General features: G+C 44.0%; 15 protein-coding genes. 10 read left to right on the top strand and 5 right to left on the bottom strand.

Features of this window, described 5'->3' with window-relative positions; genetic code table 11:
• Positions 1-26: 26 nt before the first annotated feature.
• Complete coding sequence (locus tag BM528_RS14815; RefSeq protein WP_071980497.1) at positions 27-743, bottom strand: UPF0149 family protein; 717 nt, start codon at positions 741-743, stop codon at positions 27-29.
• A 123-nt stretch (positions 744-866) separates the two neighbouring features.
• Between BM528_RS14815 and BM528_RS14820 the strand changes: the two genes are divergently transcribed.
• Entirely contained in the window at positions 867-2063 is a 1197-nt protein-coding gene (locus BM528_RS14820) for an Nramp family divalent metal transporter (RefSeq protein ID WP_071980498.1), read from the top strand.
• 114 nt (positions 2064-2177) lie between these two features.
• Here the strand turns inward: BM528_RS14820 and BM528_RS14825 are convergent, their stop codons facing one another.
• The 3 genes from BM528_RS14825 to typA all read right to left on the bottom strand — a co-directional run bounded on the left by BM528_RS14825 (position 2178) and on the right by typA (position 6029).
• The gene (locus BM528_RS14825; protein WP_071980499.1) at positions 2178-3329 is read right to left on the bottom strand and encodes a MalY/PatB family protein; all 1152 of its coding nucleotides are present in this window, start codon (positions 3327-3329) and stop codon (positions 2178-2180) included.
• Positions 3330-3565: 236 nt separating this feature from the next.
• Positions 3566-3949 carry a response regulator gene (locus BM528_RS14830; RefSeq protein ID WP_071980500.1) on the bottom strand — a complete coding sequence of 128 codons (384 nt, stop codon included), beginning with the start codon at positions 3947-3949 and terminating at the stop codon, positions 3566-3568.
• A 250-nt stretch (positions 3950-4199) separates the two neighbouring features.
• The gene (gene typA, locus BM528_RS14835; RefSeq protein ID WP_071981341.1) at positions 4200-6029 is read right to left on the bottom strand and encodes a translational GTPase TypA; all 1830 of its coding nucleotides are present in this window, start codon (positions 6027-6029) and stop codon (positions 4200-4202) included.
• A 455-nt stretch (positions 6030-6484) separates the two neighbouring features.
• On the opposite strand from typA, the gene glnA reads away from it, so the two are divergent.
• The 4 genes from glnA to glnG all read left to right on the top strand — a co-directional run bounded on the left by glnA (position 6485) and on the right by glnG (position 11363).
• A complete protein-coding gene (gene glnA / locus BM528_RS14840; RefSeq protein ID WP_071980501.1) occupies positions 6485-7894 on the top strand; it encodes a glutamate--ammonia ligase in 1410 nt (469 codons plus the stop codon).
• A 202-nt stretch (positions 7895-8096) separates the two neighbouring features.
• Entirely contained in the window at positions 8097-8753 is a 657-nt protein-coding gene (locus BM528_RS14845; protein WP_071980502.1) for a DUF4124 domain-containing protein, read from the top strand.
• A 125-nt stretch (positions 8754-8878) separates the two neighbouring features.
• Positions 8879-9964 carry a nitrogen regulation protein NR(II) gene (gene glnL / locus BM528_RS14850; protein ID WP_071980503.1) on the top strand — a complete coding sequence of 362 codons (1086 nt, stop codon included), beginning with the start codon at positions 8879-8881 and terminating at the stop codon, positions 9962-9964.
• Positions 9954-11363: a nitrogen regulation protein NR(I) gene (gene glnG, locus BM528_RS14855; RefSeq protein WP_071980504.1), complete on the top strand. Its 1410-nt coding sequence runs from the start codon at positions 9954-9956 to the stop codon at positions 11361-11363. Before glnL ends, glnG begins: the two co-directional genes overlap by 11 nt.
• Positions 11364-11470: 107 nt before the next feature.
• On the opposite strand, the gene BM528_RS14860 is transcribed toward glnG, so the two are convergent.
• Positions 11471-12610, bottom strand: coding sequence for an HD domain-containing phosphohydrolase (locus BM528_RS14860; RefSeq protein WP_071980505.1), 1140 nt, complete (start codon positions 12608-12610; stop codon positions 11471-11473).
• A 311-nt stretch (positions 12611-12921) separates the two neighbouring features.
• Between BM528_RS14860 and BM528_RS14865 the strand changes: the two genes are divergently transcribed.
• From BM528_RS14865 to BM528_RS14885, 5 genes are all read left to right on the top strand, one after another.
• Positions 12922-13647 carry a 1-acylglycerol-3-phosphate O-acyltransferase gene (locus BM528_RS14865; RefSeq protein ID WP_071980506.1) on the top strand — a complete coding sequence of 242 codons (726 nt, stop codon included), beginning with the start codon at positions 12922-12924 and terminating at the stop codon, positions 13645-13647.
• 47 nt (positions 13648-13694) lie between these two features.
• Positions 13695-14105 (top strand): ribonuclease E inhibitor RraB, encoded by a 411-nt coding sequence (gene rraB, locus BM528_RS14870; RefSeq protein ID WP_071981342.1) that lies wholly within the window; start codon positions 13695-13697, stop codon positions 14103-14105.
• 157 nt (positions 14106-14262) lie between these two features.
• Positions 14263-15177: a choice-of-anchor H family protein gene (locus tag BM528_RS14875; RefSeq protein ID WP_071980507.1), complete on the top strand. Its 915-nt coding sequence runs from the start codon at positions 14263-14265 to the stop codon at positions 15175-15177.
• A 218-nt stretch (positions 15178-15395) separates the two neighbouring features.
• The gene (locus BM528_RS14880; protein WP_071980508.1) at positions 15396-16676 is read left to right on the top strand and encodes an ABC transporter substrate-binding protein; all 1281 of its coding nucleotides are present in this window, start codon (positions 15396-15398) and stop codon (positions 16674-16676) included.
• Between the two features lie 28 nt (positions 16677-16704).
• Positions 16705-19416 (top strand): ATP-binding protein, encoded by a 2712-nt coding sequence (locus tag BM528_RS14885; RefSeq protein ID WP_071980509.1) that lies wholly within the window; start codon positions 16705-16707, stop codon positions 19414-19416.
• Positions 19417-19418: the final 2 nt, after the last annotated feature.

Below are 19418 nucleotides of genomic sequence, written 5' to 3' on the forward strand. Positions count from 1 at the left end.
GCATGCTCTTACAACACTTACTCTTTCTATTTTTTAGTAAACATTTCGAATTGATTGGGCAAAGCGCCCGCTAAATCGCCGGCAAGCGTCGTATAATCTTTTAGTAATGCAGGCAGCTGTTTTACAAGAATGGGTAGTTTTTTACTTAGCTGCTCAGCATGTTGGGGCTGTCGTTGCTGGTAAGCTAAATCTATATTTGCCAAGGTGGTGAAAAGCTTTAGACATCGAGAAAGCTGAACTTCTGGCGCTTCCCCCTCATTATTAGCTGCTTTTTCTTCTGCATCTTCATGATTCAGCCTGTCTATGTTTGCCTGCTTTTTTTCAGCTAGCTGCCACGCGTTTTGCCACACAGGCTCTACGTTTTTGTGAACAATCAGCAGGCCATTTAACCACTGTGATAACGCACTACTAGGTTTAATCATCTCCTCTTTACCTGCGTCTGTGGTAGTAATAGTTTCCATACAGTAAGGCGGTAACGCGATACGCCCCTGTCGCATAAAGTCTAAATGCGCACGCAACCCATTCATAAGCGTATCGGCAAGAATATCTACATCACTATCAACCAATTGGCTAGAAGCACTTTGAATAAGCCATGGCATCCACTGTTCTGGCATAGGTATTTCTGGGCAGGCGGCCACAGCGAATATCATACCATCGACTTTTTCCGCACTTGGGAGCACGTTGCGAAAGCTCTTTTTTTCCACTATTGGCCTAACAATATTTATGGGTAACTGATCATTCACTGCAGATTCTCATTTTGGGTTGCGTTATATATTTTGAAACGATAGGCTGCGCGCCTTTTTTTCCAATTGATATCATACTAAGGTCTGTTGACCCTAATAGAACATAACTAAGAGTTGTTGCAAATGGCAAAAGATAAATCAGGATATATTATCGCGGCCGCCTTTATTGGCCCAGGAACCGTTACTACCGCAAGTTTAGCCGGAGCTAACTTCGGTTTTCATTTGGTATGGGCACTTATCTTCTCTGTTTTCGCAACAATAGTCCTGCAGGATATGGCAGCCCGCCTTGGCGTTGCCACTGGACAGGGACTTGCTGGCGCCATGAAAGATATGGCCTACAAGCCCTGGCTCAAAAACCTTTTCGTTGTGCTCATCGTCAGTGCTATCGGCATTGGCAACGCTGCCTATGAGTCGGGCAACTTAACCGGTGCCGCAATTGGACTCGATGCGTTTATCGATATTGGAATAGGGCCATGGGCCGCTATTCTTGGCGCTATTGCGATAGTGCTATTGTGGTCTGGAAGCTACCAATGGATTGAAACTGTTTTAGTTTATTTAGTCTTTATCATGGCAGGGGTATTTCTGATCACACTGCTCGTGGCTAAACCCGACTTATCAGCCATGTTCAATCAGCTTATATCACCTAAATTAGACACCGATGCTATTACCACCGTATTGGCGTTAATTGGCACCACCATAGTGCCCTACAATTTATTTTTACACGCGAGTTTGGTAGCAAAATCATCGAAAGGCTTAGATAAGCAGCAGGCTGTCCTTGCCTGTCGAAGTCAGTCAGCCAGAGCCATAAGTATGGGCGGACTTATAACGTTGATTGTAATGGCAACCGCAATGATGGCGTTTTTCAATCAAGCAGCCACCATAGACGCCAGCAACATGGGAGAGCAACTCAAGCCTGTGCTTGGCGATAAAGCGCAATGGTTTTTTGCCCTTGGACTGTTTTCAGCAGGCTTGACGAGTGCCATAACCGCGCCGCTAGCAGCCGCTTATGCGGTGACAGGGGCTCTTGGTTTAAGTGACCATATGAAGAGCCGAAGCTTTAAAGCTGTATGGATGGTCATTATTCTGGTAGGCGTAAGTGTTGCAGCATTAGGTTTTAAACCCTTACCCGCCATATTGTTTGCGCAGGCTACAAACGCGCTATTACTGCCGGTAATTGCTATTTTCTTATTGGTAGTTATGAACAAAAGCCAGGCTTTAGGGCAGTTTAAAAACTCTTGGAAAAGTAATATTGCAGGAGTAGTTGTGGTAGGCACAGTGGTGGGGTTAGGTTGCTATAAATTGGTCAATGTATTCCTGTAATTGCACGCTTTATCCAGCTTTATTATCGCTAGTAAAAGCGCCTTGTTTTCACAAGGCGCTTTCTACTATTTAAGTTTCTACTACAAGTAGTTTCTGCTATTTTTTGGGATTCGTCTATTTAGCTAGGCGCGCTAGAATGTCATCAAGCATAGAACGACTACAGCCAAAGTTTATTCTGAAATGGTCTGGCTGGTGAAAGTCTTTACCGGGCGATGGCCCTACGCCTTTTTGCTCTGCCCAGGCCTGTACATCATCGACACCTAAGCCACTTGCATCTACCCAAGCTAAGAAGGTGGCATCCGCCTTCAGCATGCTTAGCCCTTCTATGTTATTGATTGCTTGGTAAACTCTGTCTCGATTTTCGCGAAGATAGCTAAGTTCTTGTTTGTGCCAATCGTCGCACTGCGTAAACGCGGCCTCGGTAGCCGCTAACCCCATTATATTTACCCATGGAACAATGCCGGCTGCGGCATTTACAAATGCCTGCCTAACGCTTCTATTCGGTATGATGGCGAACGAAGTGCCAAGACCTGCAATATTAAAGGTTTTGCTTGCGGCCATTAAAGTAACGCTGTTGTCAGCTAACTGCGCCTCTCTACCGGCAGGAATATGGGCTTTGCCCTCTTCTAAAATAAGATCGCAATGTATTTCGTCAGAGCACAGTTTAACGCCATTCTTATTACAAATGTCAGCAATCCTGTCTATCTCCGATTGCGTTAACACTGTGCCTACCGGATTCATAGGATTACATAATATGAACAGGGTGCATTTAGGGTCGGCGGCTTCTCGTTCAAGTGCATCAAAGTCGAGGGTATACCTAGGATTCTCTGCATCACTCGTTGAGTCGATGACAGTGCCAATATCGACTCTTTCTAACTGATTGAGTTTAGGCGCGGCCAACAAAGGCGGATAGTTTGGCGTTTGAATTAGCACCTTATCACCTGGGTTGCAGTAGGCTTTGCACGCAACGTTAAATGCAGGCACCACACCCGGCGTCCACACTAGCCACTCAGGCTCAATGTGCCAATCGTGTTTATCTTTTAGCCAACGCACTACTGCGTTAATAGCCCCCGTGTGATGCGAGGGCAGAATGTACCCCATGTTTCCGTGGTCTACCTGAGCAGAAATAGCGTCTAAAATAGGCTGAGCACAAGAAAACTCAGTATCTGCAACCCAGGCAGGAATGATGTCTTTGCCTTTGTACTTCTGCCATTTAAATGAATGAGTCTCTTTTCTTGATGGGGTATTGTCGAATAATGCGCTCACACTACATCCTTTTGCCGAGAAAGTTATGCTTCAAGTGTATGGTTTTGCAAAGGTATAAACTAGGGTGGGAAGTACATTTCTCTATAACAATTTGCACTTAATTATTGTGATGCAGGTACTCAGTTGCTACTAATCGCCTACTGGCCCAAGGATGTGCTACTTGAAGGAATGCTTGCAGTGAGTGCTGAGAATAAATATCTCAGAGTGTTTTTGGTAACAAAGCACTTAGAGGTATTTCAATTGCAGTGGTTTTGAGATGTCACCTTATCAGAGGTAGCCACTAACTCTTTCATGCTAATTGGCTTTGCTAGGAAGCCAGAAACATTGAGTTTAGCCGCATCCAATACAAGACTTTTATGAGGGTCTGCAGTAATGAGCAAAAACGGAATTTCTAAACCTTTTGAACGACATAGCTTTAACAAGCTCAGCCCATCATAGTCGGGCATAAGTTGGTCGCTAATCACCAAATTCAATGAATCTGGCGTTTGCTGAAGCAAAAAATCTCGAGCGTATTTGCTCCGGCTAAACGGATAAACGGTTGCATCCAACTGGGTTTCTAATGCATCGGTTATTAAATCGAGGGTAATTTGATCATCTTCAATGACGGCAATTGAAAGCATGGAAGTACCTCTTAAAAAATTCCACCGTTTACACAAGTTACCTGTAAAAGCGATATAGCCTACAGGAGCTTAATAACTTAAAGTGTAGGGACAAAATATAGAAATGACCACTCGCCTTTGGTAGCAACTATTTAGCGAGTTATGGTTTGAACAAGCGCTAATAGAATAAAAAATGCCAACGCGAGGTTGGCATTTTTATCTTTTTTCAGCGCAAACATTAACGCGCTAAAACTTTAACGTATATTGCTGTCTATTTTGGCGCTCGCGATGCACGCTTGCGTTCGTTCTCTGTAAGCAACTTCTTACGGATACGAATAGATTCTGGTGTAACCTCTACCAATTCATCTTCGTCAATGAACTCTAGTGCTTGCTCTAGAGACATTTTGATTGGTGGTACAAGTGTTTGCGCTTCATCAGTACCAGAGGCACGAACGTTAGTAAGCTGCTTACCTTTCAACGCGTTTACCGTTAGGTCGTTGTCACGGCTGTGAATACCGATAACCATACCTTCGTAAACTTCAACACCATGACCGATGAACAAACGACCGCGCTCTTGGAGGTTAAACAGTGCGTTAGTTAGTGCTTTACCGTTAGCGTTGGCAATGAGAACACCGTTTTTACGCTTACCAATAATGCCGCCTTTGTAAGGGCCGTAGTGATCGAATGAATGGTATAGCAAACCAGAACCCGACGTCATTGTCATAAATTCTGTTTGGAAACCGATAAGACCACGACTTGGAATAACGAAGTCAATGCGAACACGGCCTTTGCCATCTGGAGACATATCAGTCATTTCTGCTTTACGAAGACCAAGCTGTTCCATGATAGAGCCCTGATGCTGTTCTTCACAGTCAATCGTCAAGGTTTCAAATGGCTCTGTTGTTTCGCCATTTTCTTCTTTTAGAATTACTTCTGGACGAGATACAGCAAGTTCGTAACCTTCACGACGCATATTTTCAATCAGTATGCCTAAGTGAAGTTCACCACGACCTGATACGCGGAATTTATCCGGATCAGCCGTTTCTTCAACACGTAGTGCAACGTTGTGAACAAGCTCGTCGTTCAAACGTTCAAGGATGTTACGCGACGTTACATACTTACCTTCTTTTCCAGCGAAAGGTGATGTATTTACTTGGAACGTCATGGTTACTGTTGGCTCATCTACCGATAGTGGTGGAAGTGCTTCAACGGCATTAACGTCACAAATTGTGTCAGAGATTTTCAGTTCACCAAGACCAGAGATAGCGATGATATCGCCCGCATTCGCGCTGTCTACTTCGTGACGGTCTAGACCAAGGTAGCCATATACTAAGCCAACTTTACCGTTGCGAGTTTTACCATCAGCAGTAACGATAGTTACCTGTTGGTTGGTTTTAACTGAACCGCGGCTGATACGACCTACACCGATTACACCCACATACGAGTTGTAATCTAGCTGTGAAATCTGCATTTGGAAACCACCGTTGGCATCAGCATCTGGTGCAGCAACTTGGTCAACAATAGTTTGGAAAAGTGGAGTCATGTCTTCTGACGGTGTGTCAGCATCGTTAGACGCCCAACCGTTTAGTGCAGAAGCATAAACAACTTGGAAATCAAGCTGCTCATCAGTAGCGCCAAGGTTATCGAACAAATCAAATACTTGGTCCATTACCCAATCAGGGCGAGCACCTGGCTTGTCGATTTTGTTGATGACAACAATAGGCTTAAGGCCTTGAGCAAATGCTTTTTGAGTAACAAAGCGCGTTTGCGGCATTGGACCTTCTTGAGCGTCAACAAGTAGAAGTACAGAGTCAGCCATTGACATTACACGCTCTACTTCACCACCGAAATCGGCGTGTCCCGGAGTATCAACAATGTTGATACGGTAGTCTTGCCAGTTAATTGCAGTATTTTTCGCCAAGATGGTGATACCGCGCTCTTTCTCGATGTCATTCGAGTCCATAACGCGCTCTTCTTGTACGCCGCGAGATTCCAACGTTCCAGATTGCTGAAGAAGCTTATCTACCAAGGTAGTTTTACCGTGGTCAACGTGGGCGATGATTGCGATATTACGCAATTTACTTATATCAGTGGTATTCATGCTTATATAGAGCCTGTGTAAATCGATACATACCAACACGGTATGCATGAGATTTCTTGCAAAAAATGCAGATAGAAAATTTTCGCGGATTGTACAGAAAAAACGCGCCGTTTGCGCATCTTTTTTCACTTTGCAATGAATGTTTCCGCTTTTCTTCTATTTTTAAAGGCCTATAGCGGAATTTGGTGGTAATAAGGGAGTAATTCACTGTATAGAAAGAGTGGTAAGCGGCTAGAAAGTATTCTAGTCTAAACATCGTAGGCGATGCCACTTGCACCACTATTGCACGACATCGCACCAAATTAGTGCGAAGCAGGCCATATTACAGGTCTTCATCTTAGTGTAAGCCGCAGAAAACGGCAGATAGATAGATGGCATGATTATCGCTTTCACAATTTTACTGTTGGAGTGAGCCTGATCACTCTGCATTTTTACATTAAAACCTGGAGGACACGATGTCAGTAGAAAAGGCATTAGAGCTGATTAAAGAAAGCGAAGCGAAATTTATCGATTTACGTTTTACCGATACCAAAGGTAAAGAGCAACACGTATCTATTCCTGCGAGCCAAGTTGATGAAGATTTCTTCGAAGAAGGAAAAATGTTCGACGGTTCTTCAATTGCAGGCTGGAAGGGCATCAACGAGTCTGACATGGTTCTTCTTCCGGACGCAGACAGCTGCGTAGTTGACCCTTTTGCAGAAGAAACACAAGTAAACATCCGCTGTGACATCGTTGAGCCTACTACTATGGAAGGCTACGAGCGCGACCCGCGTTCTGTTGCTCGCCGTGCAGAAGAATATTTGAAGTCTACAGGTATCGGTGACACGGTATTCTTCGGTCCAGAACCAGAATTTTTCCTTTTCGACGACGTGCGTTTCCACACCGATATGGCAGGTTCTTTCTACAAGATTGATTCATCAGAGGCAAAGTGGAACTCTGGCGAAGAGTTTGAAGGCGGTAACATGGCTCACCGTCCAGGCGTAAAAGGCGGTTACTTCCCAGTACCTCCAGTAGATTCTGCGCACGACATTCGCGCGGCAATGTGTATGGTTATGGAAGAGATGGGCCTTGTTATCGAAGCGCATCACCATGAAGTTGCAACCGCTGGCCAAAACGAAATTGCATGTGAATTCAACACGTTAGTTAAGAAAGCTGATGAAATCCAAGTATACAAGTATGTTGTACACAACGTTGCTCATGCATACGGTCAAACTGCGACCTTTATGCCTAAGCCTCTAGTTGGCGACAACGGTTCTGGTATGCACTGTCACCAATCTATTGCAAAAGATGGCAAGAACATCTTCGCAGGTGACAAGTATGCAGGCCTTTCTGAAGAAGCGCTTTACTACATTGGTGGTATTATTAAGCATGCTCGCGCAATCAATGCGTTTGCTAACGCATCAACTAACTCGTACAAGCGTCTTGTACCAGGGTTTGAAGCACCTGTAATGCTGGCTTACTCTGCGCGTAATCGCTCTGCTTCAATCCGTATTCCTTATGTAACAAGCGATAAGGCTCGTCGTATCGAAGTGCGCTTCCCTGACCCAACAGCTAACCCATACCTTGCATTTACTGCAATGCTTATGGCTGGCCTTGACGGTATTAAGAACAAGATCCACCCTGGCGATGCTATGGATAAAGACTTGTATGACCTACCGGCAGAAGAAGCAGCAGAAATTCCAACCGTTGCTAGCTCGCTAGAAATGGCGCTAGAAGCATTGGATAACGACCGCGAATTCCTTACTGCTGGCGGTGTAATGACTGATGACATGATTGATGCATATATCGATCTTAAGTCTGAAGAAGTTACTACTTTGAACATGACAACTCACCCTGTTGAGTTCGACATGTACTACAGCGTTTAATAGAAACGTTTCAACATGCGCTTAGTGTGTTGATGATGTATGTAGATATTTGAAGCCCGCAATTGCGGGCTTTTTTATTGTCTGCGCATTGATTTGTATAAGGGCCTATTAGGTTGGGAACAGCCTGCGCGACTAACAATTATCTATTATGCTTAGAATCATCTATGATAGCGTTTGAGCAACATTTAAAGGGACACCATTTATGACAGATTCAATTAAACGCACCTCGCTGCTTTTCACTTTGCCGTCATTTACTGTGTTCCTATGCGCCGCCTGCTTTTCTCATCAGGCTTTTGCCCAGCAAACATACGATCAGCAAACACCTGACCAGCAAGCCTCTGCCCAGCAAAACACGACACAGAAAAATAAAACACAGCAACCAAAAACACAAAACAGTCCTGCGCAAATTTTCAAAGTCGTCAACGAAGACGGCTCTGTGACATATACAGATACACCACCACCAAATGCCGAAACCGTAGAGCTAGATATAAAAACACGTAACGTGGTTTCTGCTATTAAAACGCCAAAGACTCAAAAAGTTCAGGTTAAAAAGAAAAAGCCAAATTATAGCGTAAGTATCGCTAGCCCCGCTCCCGAAGCGACCTTGAGAGACAACGCTGGCAACATTGTTATTAAAGCGGAACAAAACAGTGCAGTAAAAGCTCCCTTGTATCGCTTGATATTCGACGGTGCCCCAGTTAAGAGCAATTCCTCAGGCATATTTAAGCTAGAGGGTGTCCATCGTGGGGCACATAATTACAAAGTTGAACTCACCAACAATACGGGCAAGACTCTTGCATCGTCTTCTACTCAAACCCTTTACCTGCATCAGGCATCGGTGTTTATCAATAACAACTAGCGTGCAGCCCTACTGAACTGGCGCACCAACGCGGTTCATAGAATTTTAATTTTCGAGTAAACCTGCGCGGGATTGTCAGTTACACGCTACAATGCACAACATTGGTGCAAAGGAGACATGCTCGGATGGTTTCTACCGAGTCAGAATCACGATTATTACTAAATAGTCTAAATACAGCCCTAGTGATGGTAGATAGCCGGCTGCGTATTATTTACGCGAACCACGCCGGTGAGGCATTATTTGAAACAGGGTTAAAACAACTTCAAGGCCATCTTCTACCTGACTTTTTCTTACCGGGTACTATTGAGACAACGCGGTTGCGAGCCGCAATACGCAAAGGTGAAGACTTTACTGAAAACGAGATAAAACTGGCGTTTAAAGATAATCGCTACGTTTCAGTAGATTTAACCGTTACTAATATTGCAACTTCCAACGGCCCTGGCCTGCTTTTTGAAGTAAAGAAAATAGACCAGCAAAAGCGAATCACCCGAGAAAATCTACAAAATGCCCAGCATTATGCAGCTCGAGAACTCGTGCGTGGCCTAGCCCATGAAATAAAAAACCCCTTAGGAGGAATTCGTGGTGCAGCTCAGCTGTTAGAAAAAGAGTTACCTGAACAACATAAAGAGTTTACACGCATGATAATCGAGCAATCGGATAGACTGCGTACCTTGGTAGACCGCCTTCTAGGACCTAATTCTTTACCTCGCTTTGAAGTAAGCAATGTGCATCAAGCGTTAGAGAAAGTGCGAAGCCTTATGTTGGTTGACTCTGCCATACCAATTTCAATTGTACGAGATTACGACCCAAGTATTCCCGATCTGAGGATCGATCCAGACATGATTCAGCAAGCGGTGCTGAATATAGTGCGCAACAGTATTCAGGCGTTGAACGAGCACAAAACACCTAACCCTGAAATACGCTTGGTAACCCGTATCGAACGTCAAATGACTATTCAATCTGCGCGCCACGCTTTAGTGGCCAAAGTGAAAATTATCGACAACGGCCCAGGTATACCTGCAGAGATAAAAGACACCTTGTTCTATCCCATGGTCACCAGTAAACAAAATGGCTCGGGTCTTGGGTTGTCGATTTCACAAACACTTATTAATCACCACGGTGGAAAAATAGATGTTGATAGCCACCCTGGTTACACCAAATTCGTGATTTATATTCCAATTAAAAGTAAGGAGACAGGCGATGACGAATGAGTCGGTATGGATTGTCGACGATGACAGTTCGATTCGTTGGGTGCTGCAAAAAGCCTTACAGGCAGCAAATATCAGCTGCTTGAGTTTTGAAAACCCTGAAGATTTGCTGCGCCAAATCCAAAGTGGTCAAGCGCCAGAAGTTATTATATCTGACATACGAATGCCTCAAATGGACGGTATGACCCTGTTGAACGAGGTTCACAGCTCACACCCCCTTCTTCCTGTCATTATTATGACTGCGCATTCAGATCTGGACAGTGCGGTAAATGCATATCAAAAGGGGGCGTTTGAGTATTTGCCCAAACCCTTTGATATCGATGAAGCCGTTACGCTTGCCCGGCGTGCAATAGACCATGCAAGGGAGCAGTCATCTACCACCAAGGTACAGCAAGATGAGGTGGTTACTGAAATTATTGGTGAAGCGCCAGCGATGCAGGAAGTGTTTCGAGCCATTGGTCGTCTGTCTCGCTCGTCAATCAGTGTACTCATCAACGGTCAGTCTGGAACAGGTAAAGAGCTAGTCGCCCATGCTTTGCACAGACATAGTCCCCGCTCTAGCAAACCTTTTATTGCGCTAAACATGGCCGCTATTCCCGCCGATCTTGTAGAGTCTGAACTTTTCGGGCACGAAAAAGGGGCGTTTACTGGTGCTCAGGCTGCGCGTCAGGGGCGTTTTGAACAAGCCGACGGCGGAACCTTATTTCTGGACGAAATTGGCGATATGCCTCTTGATGTTCAAACCCGCTTGCTAAGAGTACTTGCCGACGGTCAATTTTATCGCGTTGGCGGGCACCAATCGGTTAGTGTCGATGTAAGAATTATTGCCGCAACCCACCAAAATCTAGAAACCCGAGTTGCTGAAGGTAAGTTTCGTGAAGATTTATTTCACCGCCTCAATGTTATTCGAGTGCACCTACCTTCCCTTGCCGAACGTCGTGAAGACATTCCATTGTTAACCAGACACTTTTTGCGTCGCGCCGCTAAAGAACTTGATGTTGATGCTAAAACTATTAGTAAAAGTGCTGAGCGAGTGATGTCACAGCTTCCGTGGCCTGGTAACGTAAGACAGCTAGAAAACGTGTGTCGTTGGCTAACGGTAATGGCAAGCGGCCAAGAAGTTATCCCCAGCGATTTACCGCCAGAAATTCACAGCGATGGGCACGTAGAAACATCTTCTGCCGCTACCGGAGAATGGCCTGAATTACTTGCCTCATGGACAGATAAACAGCTGCGGGACGGTCGTCACGACATTTTAAATGATGCCATGTTAACGTTTGAAAAAGTGATGCTTGAGCGTGCCTTACATCATACTCACGGCCACAAGCAAGATGCAGCAAAACGCTTAGGATGGGGGCGTAACACGCTTACACGTAAGCTAAAAGAGTTAGGTATTAGCTAGCTTGGCACACTGGAGAGTGAGGTTCTTACTTCAGAAATATGAAGGTGGCAGTAAAAAAGTTAACATGTGCAGCTTGTTATTAACCTAACAAGCTGCCTAAACCGGTTTTAATGACCTTTAGTCAGTAACCCTGTTATGCCTTGATTAAAGTGGCGAACCCATTTCATGCTGAACTGTCCTTTAGCCTGCTTGTTGATATGGATAACTGCCTCTTTCTTAGACATGACTTTGTCTTCGTTGTGCGCTCTTGGGTGGGTAAGAGCATCGTACGTATCAATAATCGCCAACAGCTTTGCACCTTCGCAAATGTCGTCTTCCTTCAAGCCTAGCGGATACCCTGAGCCGTCGGTGCGCTCATGGTGTTGCATCACTATTTTGCGCGCCATATCCCAGTCATCTAGGTGCTCTAGTAAACGGGCACTTTTATAAACATGAGAGCGCATTAGATTGAATTCATTTTCAGTTAACGTATCGCCTTTGTTTAACAACTTCATGGGCATAAAGGCCATACCGAAGTCATGCACATAACTGGCAACGGCTAGCTGATCTTCATCAATAATATTGTCGGCCACATCATTAATATACATAGCAAGTTTTGCAATGCGGTCACCTTTTCCAGCCCAAAATGTACAGCGTCGCTCGACGGTTTGCATTAGTTCTCTAAAAAACAGCACATCTTGTTTCTTTTCACTGCTTATATCTTTTGGAATACCCGTTGAAGCCAAAACGGGGGCCTTTACGGGTGCACTTTCCGAGTTACCCTCGCTACTCGCAACATCAAGGGCAGGATTAAGCAGAAGAACGGCATCGTTTAAGAAGCGCTCGTGTTCAGCATTGTTTTCCGGCGTTATGCGACTAATCGCAAGCACTAACTGCTCGTGCAGATTATTGTCATACTCTGCTTTGCCAGTTCGCATAACTTCTTCTACAAACGCTTTTACCCTGTCCATAGTAAGCAGAACAAGGTCGCTCATAGTGCTTGTATAAGCAACTTGGCCCTTGCGGAGGTAATCAAGTAAATCTTCTACGTGCTGAAGTAATGGAATTAATGGCGAGAAGTTTACTAAGCCAAGGTCACCTTTAATGGTATGTATAGAGCGAAACAAGGCTCTTTGAAGCTCGTTGTCCGCAGGACGCAACTCTAGCTCTATTAACGTTTGCTCGCTCGATTCATAAAGCTCGTTAATTTCCTCCATGAGGTCTGCAAGAATATCTTCTTCTAGTTCGTCAGGGGTAAATGTCAACATACTTATGGGTACCAAATATGGTTTGAATGCTTAGTCTTATCTATTGTAATGGGCTATTAATAAAAATGCTTCATACTAAAGGTGATAAAAACGTCGAATTGTCTAGATGCCGCTTAACGATTTCAATATATCCCGTAAAATACCGGCTCCTAGATCTACTTTTTATCTTAGTAACGCGAAAATAATATAGAAATAGCGGCTCAACACTCTAGTGTAGCCCAGATTACAAACTTCACTGTAAAAACTCATCGGACAAGTGTACGCTGAAATTTCTTCTATACTGCGCGCTCTATTTACTGCTAGGAGTTATTTTGATCGCTTTGCTTCGCATTCCCATTCTTTTCATCGCGTTTTTGGTTATCAACGTAATCTTGCTTTTTGTCTTCATTTTGCGCCCTTTCCACAAAGATAACGTGCAGGCTGCGGGAGCGCTATATTCCCAGATGGCTAAAATTGTGGGCCTTAAAGTTATTGTTCGAAGAGATCCGGCAGTAAAACTTAATGAGCCCTATGTATTCATTGCAAATCACCAAAATAGCTTTGATATTATGACAATATGTAAAGCTGCCCTGCCGGGTGTGGTGACTATTGGTAAGAAAAGTCTGAAGTGGATCCCTATTTTCGGCCAAATTTACTGGCTATCAGGCAACATCATGATTGACCGAAATAATTCAGGCAAAGCCAGAAACACGCTAGACATAGCTGCAAACCGAATTGCCAAAAAGAAAACCTCGGTATGGTTGTTCCCAGAGGGTACGCGCAGTAATGGCCGAGGTATTTTGCCGTTTAAACAAGGGGCTTTTCGGTTGGCAAAAACCACCAATGAACCTGTGGTAATGGTAACTGCGAGCAATCTACATAAAAAAGTACGTTGGAATAAATGGGATAATGGTGTTGTTCTTATCGACATTAGTGCGCCTCAACCGCTAACAGAAACACACTCTATTAAAGAGTGGATGGGTATTTTCAACGAGCAAATGAAAGAAAAATTTGAACAGTTGAATGCGCAGGTCGATGAATTAGAGAAAAGCAGGTAAACTTGCGCCCATTAACAAAGGCAACAAGCTACGTATTAGGCAAAAAAATGAATCAATTTGACGAAAGAGAAGAGTGGTATGAATTCAATCAAGAAACGATTGATGCACTGTTAGAGGATGGCAGTCAAGCCGACGCCGATTATACCATTGAGCATCATTTTGCCAGTACCGATTTTGATGTTTTAGAAAAAGCAGCGGTTGATGTTTTTAAAGCAGGCTTTGAAGTTACCGACGCAGAAGAATTGATGTTAGATGACGGTGATACCGTATTTTGTTTCGATGCTGTGGTAGAACGTAAGTTAGATATTAATTTACTTAACGCTGATGTTGATAAACTTCTCAAAATCGCCGACAAGCAAGACGTGACCTATGATGGTTGGGGAACTTACTTCGAACCACGGGAAGACAACGAGACAACAAATGACGTGGAAGACGACAGCTTCTACGACGAGGACTAAAGGTTAACTCGAACCGGTTCGATGCTGCTCGAGATATTATGGGTAAGATATAATGGGTAAGGTATAAATAACTACCCATTAAGTTTCACTTCAGCTTTCGTTCATCTTTTCCAGTCAACAATGACCATGTCATTATTGATTGGAAAAGGATGGATTTATGAAGATTCAATCTGCTAGAACGATACTTTCTACAATTGCCCTACTTGCATTGCTTAGTGCGCATGTTGATGCACAAACTAATACGAAAGATACCAGCAGCACCGCCTCTGAAAATAAAGAAGTAACATCTCAAGAATACCGCTATGACAAGGTTTATACGCCCCTTGAACAGCCAACACCAGTGAGTGGGGCAGATACTGAGTCTTTAACTGGACAAGCAGCAGATTCAAACTCACCCTCTCCAAACGCAGATTTTAGCGAGAGCAGCAACGGCACTAGCCACGCTACGTCAAACTTAAAATCTACACTTGATACGCAAGACTTAAAAACAGCCCAACGCGTTCAGAAGTACGCAAATACAACGAAGTTATCGAGTAGTATTACCGTTGTAAGTAGTAATGAATTCTGGATTTACGACAGCTGGGTAGGCCTTGTTCAGGATATTGATTACGACGGATATTACTCACAATTTTCGGTGGAATTCGACGCCGACACAATATTCGCTAATGTACCTGTTTACGCGGTGCTTTATTTGGGCCGCAATGGTACTTACGACGCCATACATGTGTCGTCAGAATTCTTTATTTACGGGGAAGATTCTACAGACAGTTTTGTGATTGAAAGCACATTAGTTTCAGGGTTCCCCTCTTATGACTACGATATTTTACTCGAGCTTTATGATGCGCAAACAGAGCAACTTGTGGCCTTTTCTGACAGCTACGACAACCCTGAGTTTGCTTTTGTACCTTTAGAAAGTGAAACCAATGAATACGTTGTAGAAGAATCTGTGGTTATTGTGCAGGAGCACGGGGGATCATTATCGTGGATGACACTGTTTTTTGGTTTTTTAATGTTGCTTGGCCGTGCTCTGGTGAAACCCACTACAAACAAATCGAAAATAGTGCGATCGTGATTAGTGTGAATAAAGCCTTATATAAAAGCAGTTTGTTTGATGGCGTTTTGTAGGAGTAGCCTTTTGTAGGAATAGTGCTTTGTATGAGTGATGTTTTGCAAATACCATTTGTAGCGCGCAAAAATTGAAGTAATTTGCTAATCTCTTTCATTAGCAACTGCTCTATTACTACAAGCTAATACACGCCTGTGACTGCGTTTTAAGGTACGAACACTACAATGACAAAGGACAGTAAAAACACATCCTCACCTTCCATTCGTAGGAACTTTATAAAAGGTACCCTTGCGCTGGGGGTTACTGCAGGGGTTACGCCCTTTGCTATAGGTAAACCTAAGCCTACGCTGAAGGTTATGGGTACCCATGTAACGCTGCAAGAAGCCATACGACAACAAGCAATGGAAGACTTGGGCATAAACATTCAATTCGAGCCCGGCGGCAGTGCAACGGTACTGCAAAAGGCGTCTATGAACCCCACATCTTTTGATTTGTATGAACAGTGGTCTAATAGTATTGGCGTTCTGTGGCGTGCAGGCGCTATTCAGCCAATAGAAAAAAAACGTATTCGCTATTGGGAAGAAATTAACAATTTATCAAAAACCGGTAAACTCACAGCGAATGCCAGAATGGGGGCCGGAGACGCTCCTCACAAAATATTAAACGTGCAGGGTAATGGTTCTCTAGGGGCTACACCCACCGACACAGTGAGCTTTTTGCCGTATGTACACAATGTTGATTCTTTTGGATACGACAGACGTCATCTTCCAGAAGCCATGCAGGGCGAAGCCGAAAGCTGGGGATGGTTACTCGACAGTCGCTATTCGGGCAAGGTGGCTATTGTTAACGACCCTACTATTGGTCTTTTCGACCTAGCCCTAGCAGCCCAGGCCAAGGGGTTCGTTGAATTTAATGATATTGGTGCAATGACAGAGTTAGAACTCGATGCATTATTTAGCGTGCTAATAGAACTGGTTCAGTTAAACCACTTCAACGGCTTCTGGACATCGGTACCAGAGTCAGTGCAATTTATGAAAAGTGGCAGAGTTGCCATTGAGAGTATGTTCTCTCCCGCAGTATCTACATTAAACGGAGAAAACATTCCTGTTACGTTCGCTGCGCCTAAAGAAGGCTACCGCGGATGGCATGGCGTTATGTGTTTATCTTCAGCCTCTCAAGGGCGAAGCAAAGACGTTGCCTATGAGTATATGAACTGGTGGCTGTCGGGTTGGCCGGGTGCTTTTATCGCTAAACAAGGTTACTATATTTCTAATCCGGAGCGCTCAGCTAATTATCTATCCAAAGCTGAGTGGGATTACTGGTATAAAGGCCAGCCAGCAGCTACCGATTTAACAGGTACAGATGGAAAGGTAAGCGTGTTAAAAGGAGCGCAAAGAACGGGCGGGAGCTATGAAAACCGCTTTAGTAATGTGGCTGTTTGGAATACAGTAATGCCGACTTATGAATACAGCTTACAAAAGTGGTACGAGTTCATTACCTCTTAAACTAATAACAAAAAGGCCACTGCGCTGAATGCTATCCTCAATCAGAATACAGCTTGTTACAGTGCTACTAGCACTTATCGTGCTTATCCTTTTTCAGAGCTTTATAGCCCATGAGAACCAAGCGGTATTAAATCGTGGTGTAGAGACTGCTACCGAGGCAGTCAATGCCGTTGGCATTGTAAAAGAATTAGAACGAGACGTTGTCGACCTTCAGCGAAATGTACTTATCTTTAAAGAAAATGCCAGCCCGTCAGCCGTTACTCGCTTCTCGAGGCTAATGGCATCGATTGCAGACAAACTCGATGTTCTTGCCCAGTCAAACTCGGCTTACTCGAATAAGCAAGATAATGGCGTGCTTGCGAGGATGAATGAGCATTTAGACGCCTACCAACTCAATTTTAAGCAAGTGGTAGACGCAAGAGCACAAAGAGACAACCTTGTTTCTGAAGGAACCTTAACGAGTACTTTAGTGCTGCAAAGACTGGCATCAAGCCTACTTAACACCGGCGACATTAGCGTGAATACTTATGAGCAAATTACTAAGCAGCTTGTGCTTGCCGAGAACGCCACGCTGAAATATCTCATAAAACCAGACATTACTTTTGTAGATTTATTCAATCAATCGGTCTCGCCGTTAACAGATATTGTCTCCACAGTTGACGGTATTTCAAAGCGAAAGTTAGAGTCCAGAGTAAATAAGCTCAAGTCAGATTTTTTAACGCTTTCACAAATTACTCAGGGCAATTTATTTCTAGTAAACGTAGTTATGGCCGGGTCAGCAAGAGAGTTTCTCTATTTAAGCGGTGAACTGGCTAATAATGTATCGGCAGCATCTGAAGCCGCCACACAACAAACTTATCAACTCGCTGAAACTACCCAACAAAAGGGAGAACTCTTTTCCCTCTTTGCAATTTTATTAGCGCTAGCCGCTGCGATATTCACCATGGGCAGGATCCTTGGCCCCATTAAATCCATTACCGGCGTATTCAATAAACTTTCAGAGAATGTGCCCATAGAAAATATACCAGGTAGCAAACGCACCGATGAGATAGGCAAGCTTTCCAGAGCCGCCATGGTATTTAGTGATAAAAATCGTCAAACTCAAAAGTTGTTGGCCGAAGCACAAAGCTTAAATGTAGAACAAGAGCGGCTGAATAATGAGTTGAGAGAGTCTAAGCGCAAAGCAGAGCAAGCCACAGCCTCGAAAAGTATATTCTTAGCCAATATGAGCCACGAAATACGCACGCCGATGAATGGTATTATTGGTTTAATCGAGCTAGCCCAAAAGCAATCAATCAGCAACACGGTAAGAGACTATCTTGATAAAGCAGCGTATTCGGGTCAAATATTACTAAGTGTTATTAATGACATTTTAGACTTCTCAAAAATAGAGGCCGGTGAATTAAAAATTGAGGAAGTTAGCTTCTCCTTGCATTCTCTTTTCGACAACTTAATTGCTGTTATTGCCCTTCGTGCCAAGGAGAAGAATCTTTCAGTTCGTTTCTCGGTAAACCCATCACTTTACGCAACTGTTATTGGCGACCCCCTTCGAATAGCCCAAATTATTATGAATATTGGTAACAACGCCGTGAAGTTCACTGATCAAGGACGGGTTGAAATAGAGTTTGATGGCGGCATGAACGCTGACGGCGATGTGTTTACTCTCTCTATGCGGGTGTCAGACACGGGCATTGGCATGAGTGAAAAGCAACTGAGTAAAATTTTTAAACCCTTCACCCAAGCTGATGGCTCGACTAACAGAATGTATGGCGGCACGGGACTTGGCTTGGCTATTGTGAGTCAACTCGTTGAGTTGATGAACGGAGACCTGCGAGCATCTTCATCTCTAGGAAAGGGAAGTGAGTTCTTTATATCACTACCGTTAAGAGCGGTTAACCGACAAAGCGGTATTTTGAGTCAAACCCCTGCTCTGCCTGAGGGAAGTATTTACGTGACAGAATCTCCTCTATTGCCCGCCTATTACACACAGCACCTCAACCTTTCTTCAACAGCAGTATGCTCTATACAAGACGCTCAAGCGCAACCAAATTTGCCAGAACATATTCTTATTGACGTTCCGGATTTTAGTACCTTTAGACAGAACTTGCGTTGGTTTAATGAGTTAGTAGAAGAAAGCAAGTCTGTGGGTTTAATTATGGAAACAGCGGGCAGCGCGCTTCAGGCTAAGTATGCGTCGCTATGGACCAATCCACTCATCATGCATCCGTTTACGCCTATTCAGTTTGAACGCTTTATTAAACAAGTTCTAGAGAAAGACGGGCACGTTGCCCAAGAGTTGACTGCGGACAGCCCCCCTTCTATTACACTCGAAGGCCATGTGCTTTTAGTTGAAGATAACAATATAAATCAGTTGGTTACCGGTGAAATGCTAACCAATGTGGGCTTAACCTTTGACGTCGCTGAAGATGGCAAACAAGCCGTGCAAAAAGTTGAAAATTCAACAGAATACGACCTCATTCTCATGGATGTTCAAATGCCCGTTATGGATGGTTATGAAGCCACTAAGGCGCTGAGGGAAAAAGGCTTTACAGATATCATAATTATAGGTTTGTCTGCTAACGCGATGAAAGAAGATAAGCAAAACGCCATTGATGCGGGAATGAATGACTACATTACCAAACCTATCAAACAAAAAGCCCTTTCAGCCAAGCTAGAGTATTTCCTGGCAAGAGATCTTACGAAAAATGCTTCAGACGATGACAGCAATTATTCAATTTAGGC

The sequence above is a fragment of the Alteromonas sp. RW2A1 genome, assembly GCF_001886475.1.
Classification (GTDB): Bacteria; Pseudomonadota; Gammaproteobacteria; order Enterobacterales; family Alteromonadaceae; genus Alteromonas; species Alteromonas hispanica.

Excerpts from the sequence above, each read along its gene's own strand:
- BM528_RS14830 (WP_071980500.1), bottom strand. The coding sequence starts at position 3,949 with ATGCTTTCAATTGCCGTCATTGAAGATGATCAAATTACCCTCGATTTA.
- BM528_RS14885 (WP_071980509.1), top strand. The coding sequence starts at position 16,705 with ATGCTATCCTCAATCAGAATACAGCTTGTTACAGTGCTACTAGCACTT.
- glnA (WP_071980501.1), top strand. The coding sequence starts at position 6,485 with ATGTCAGTAGAAAAGGCATTAGAGCTGATTAAAGAAAGCGAAGCGAAA.
- BM528_RS14820 (WP_071980498.1), top strand. The coding sequence starts at position 867 with ATGGCAAAAGATAAATCAGGATATATTATCGCGGCCGCCTTTATTGGC.
- typA (WP_071981341.1), bottom strand. The coding sequence starts at position 6,029 with ATGAATACCACTGATATAAGTAAATTGCGTAATATCGCAATCATCGCC.
- glnG (WP_071980504.1), top strand. The coding sequence starts at position 9,954 with ATGACGAATGAGTCGGTATGGATTGTCGACGATGACAGTTCGATTCGT.
- BM528_RS14880 (WP_071980508.1), top strand. The coding sequence starts at position 15,396 with ATGACAAAGGACAGTAAAAACACATCCTCACCTTCCATTCGTAGGAAC.
- BM528_RS14860 (WP_071980505.1), bottom strand. The coding sequence starts at position 12,610 with ATGTTGACATTTACCCCTGACGAACTAGAAGAAGATATTCTTGCAGAC.
- BM528_RS14875 (WP_071980507.1), top strand. The coding sequence starts at position 14,263 with ATGAAGATTCAATCTGCTAGAACGATACTTTCTACAATTGCCCTACTT.
- rraB (WP_071981342.1), top strand. The coding sequence starts at position 13,695 with ATGAATCAATTTGACGAAAGAGAAGAGTGGTATGAATTCAATCAAGAA.
- glnL (WP_071980503.1), top strand. The coding sequence starts at position 8,879 with ATGGTTTCTACCGAGTCAGAATCACGATTATTACTAAATAGTCTAAAT.
- BM528_RS14845 (WP_071980502.1), top strand. The coding sequence starts at position 8,097 with ATGACAGATTCAATTAAACGCACCTCGCTGCTTTTCACTTTGCCGTCA.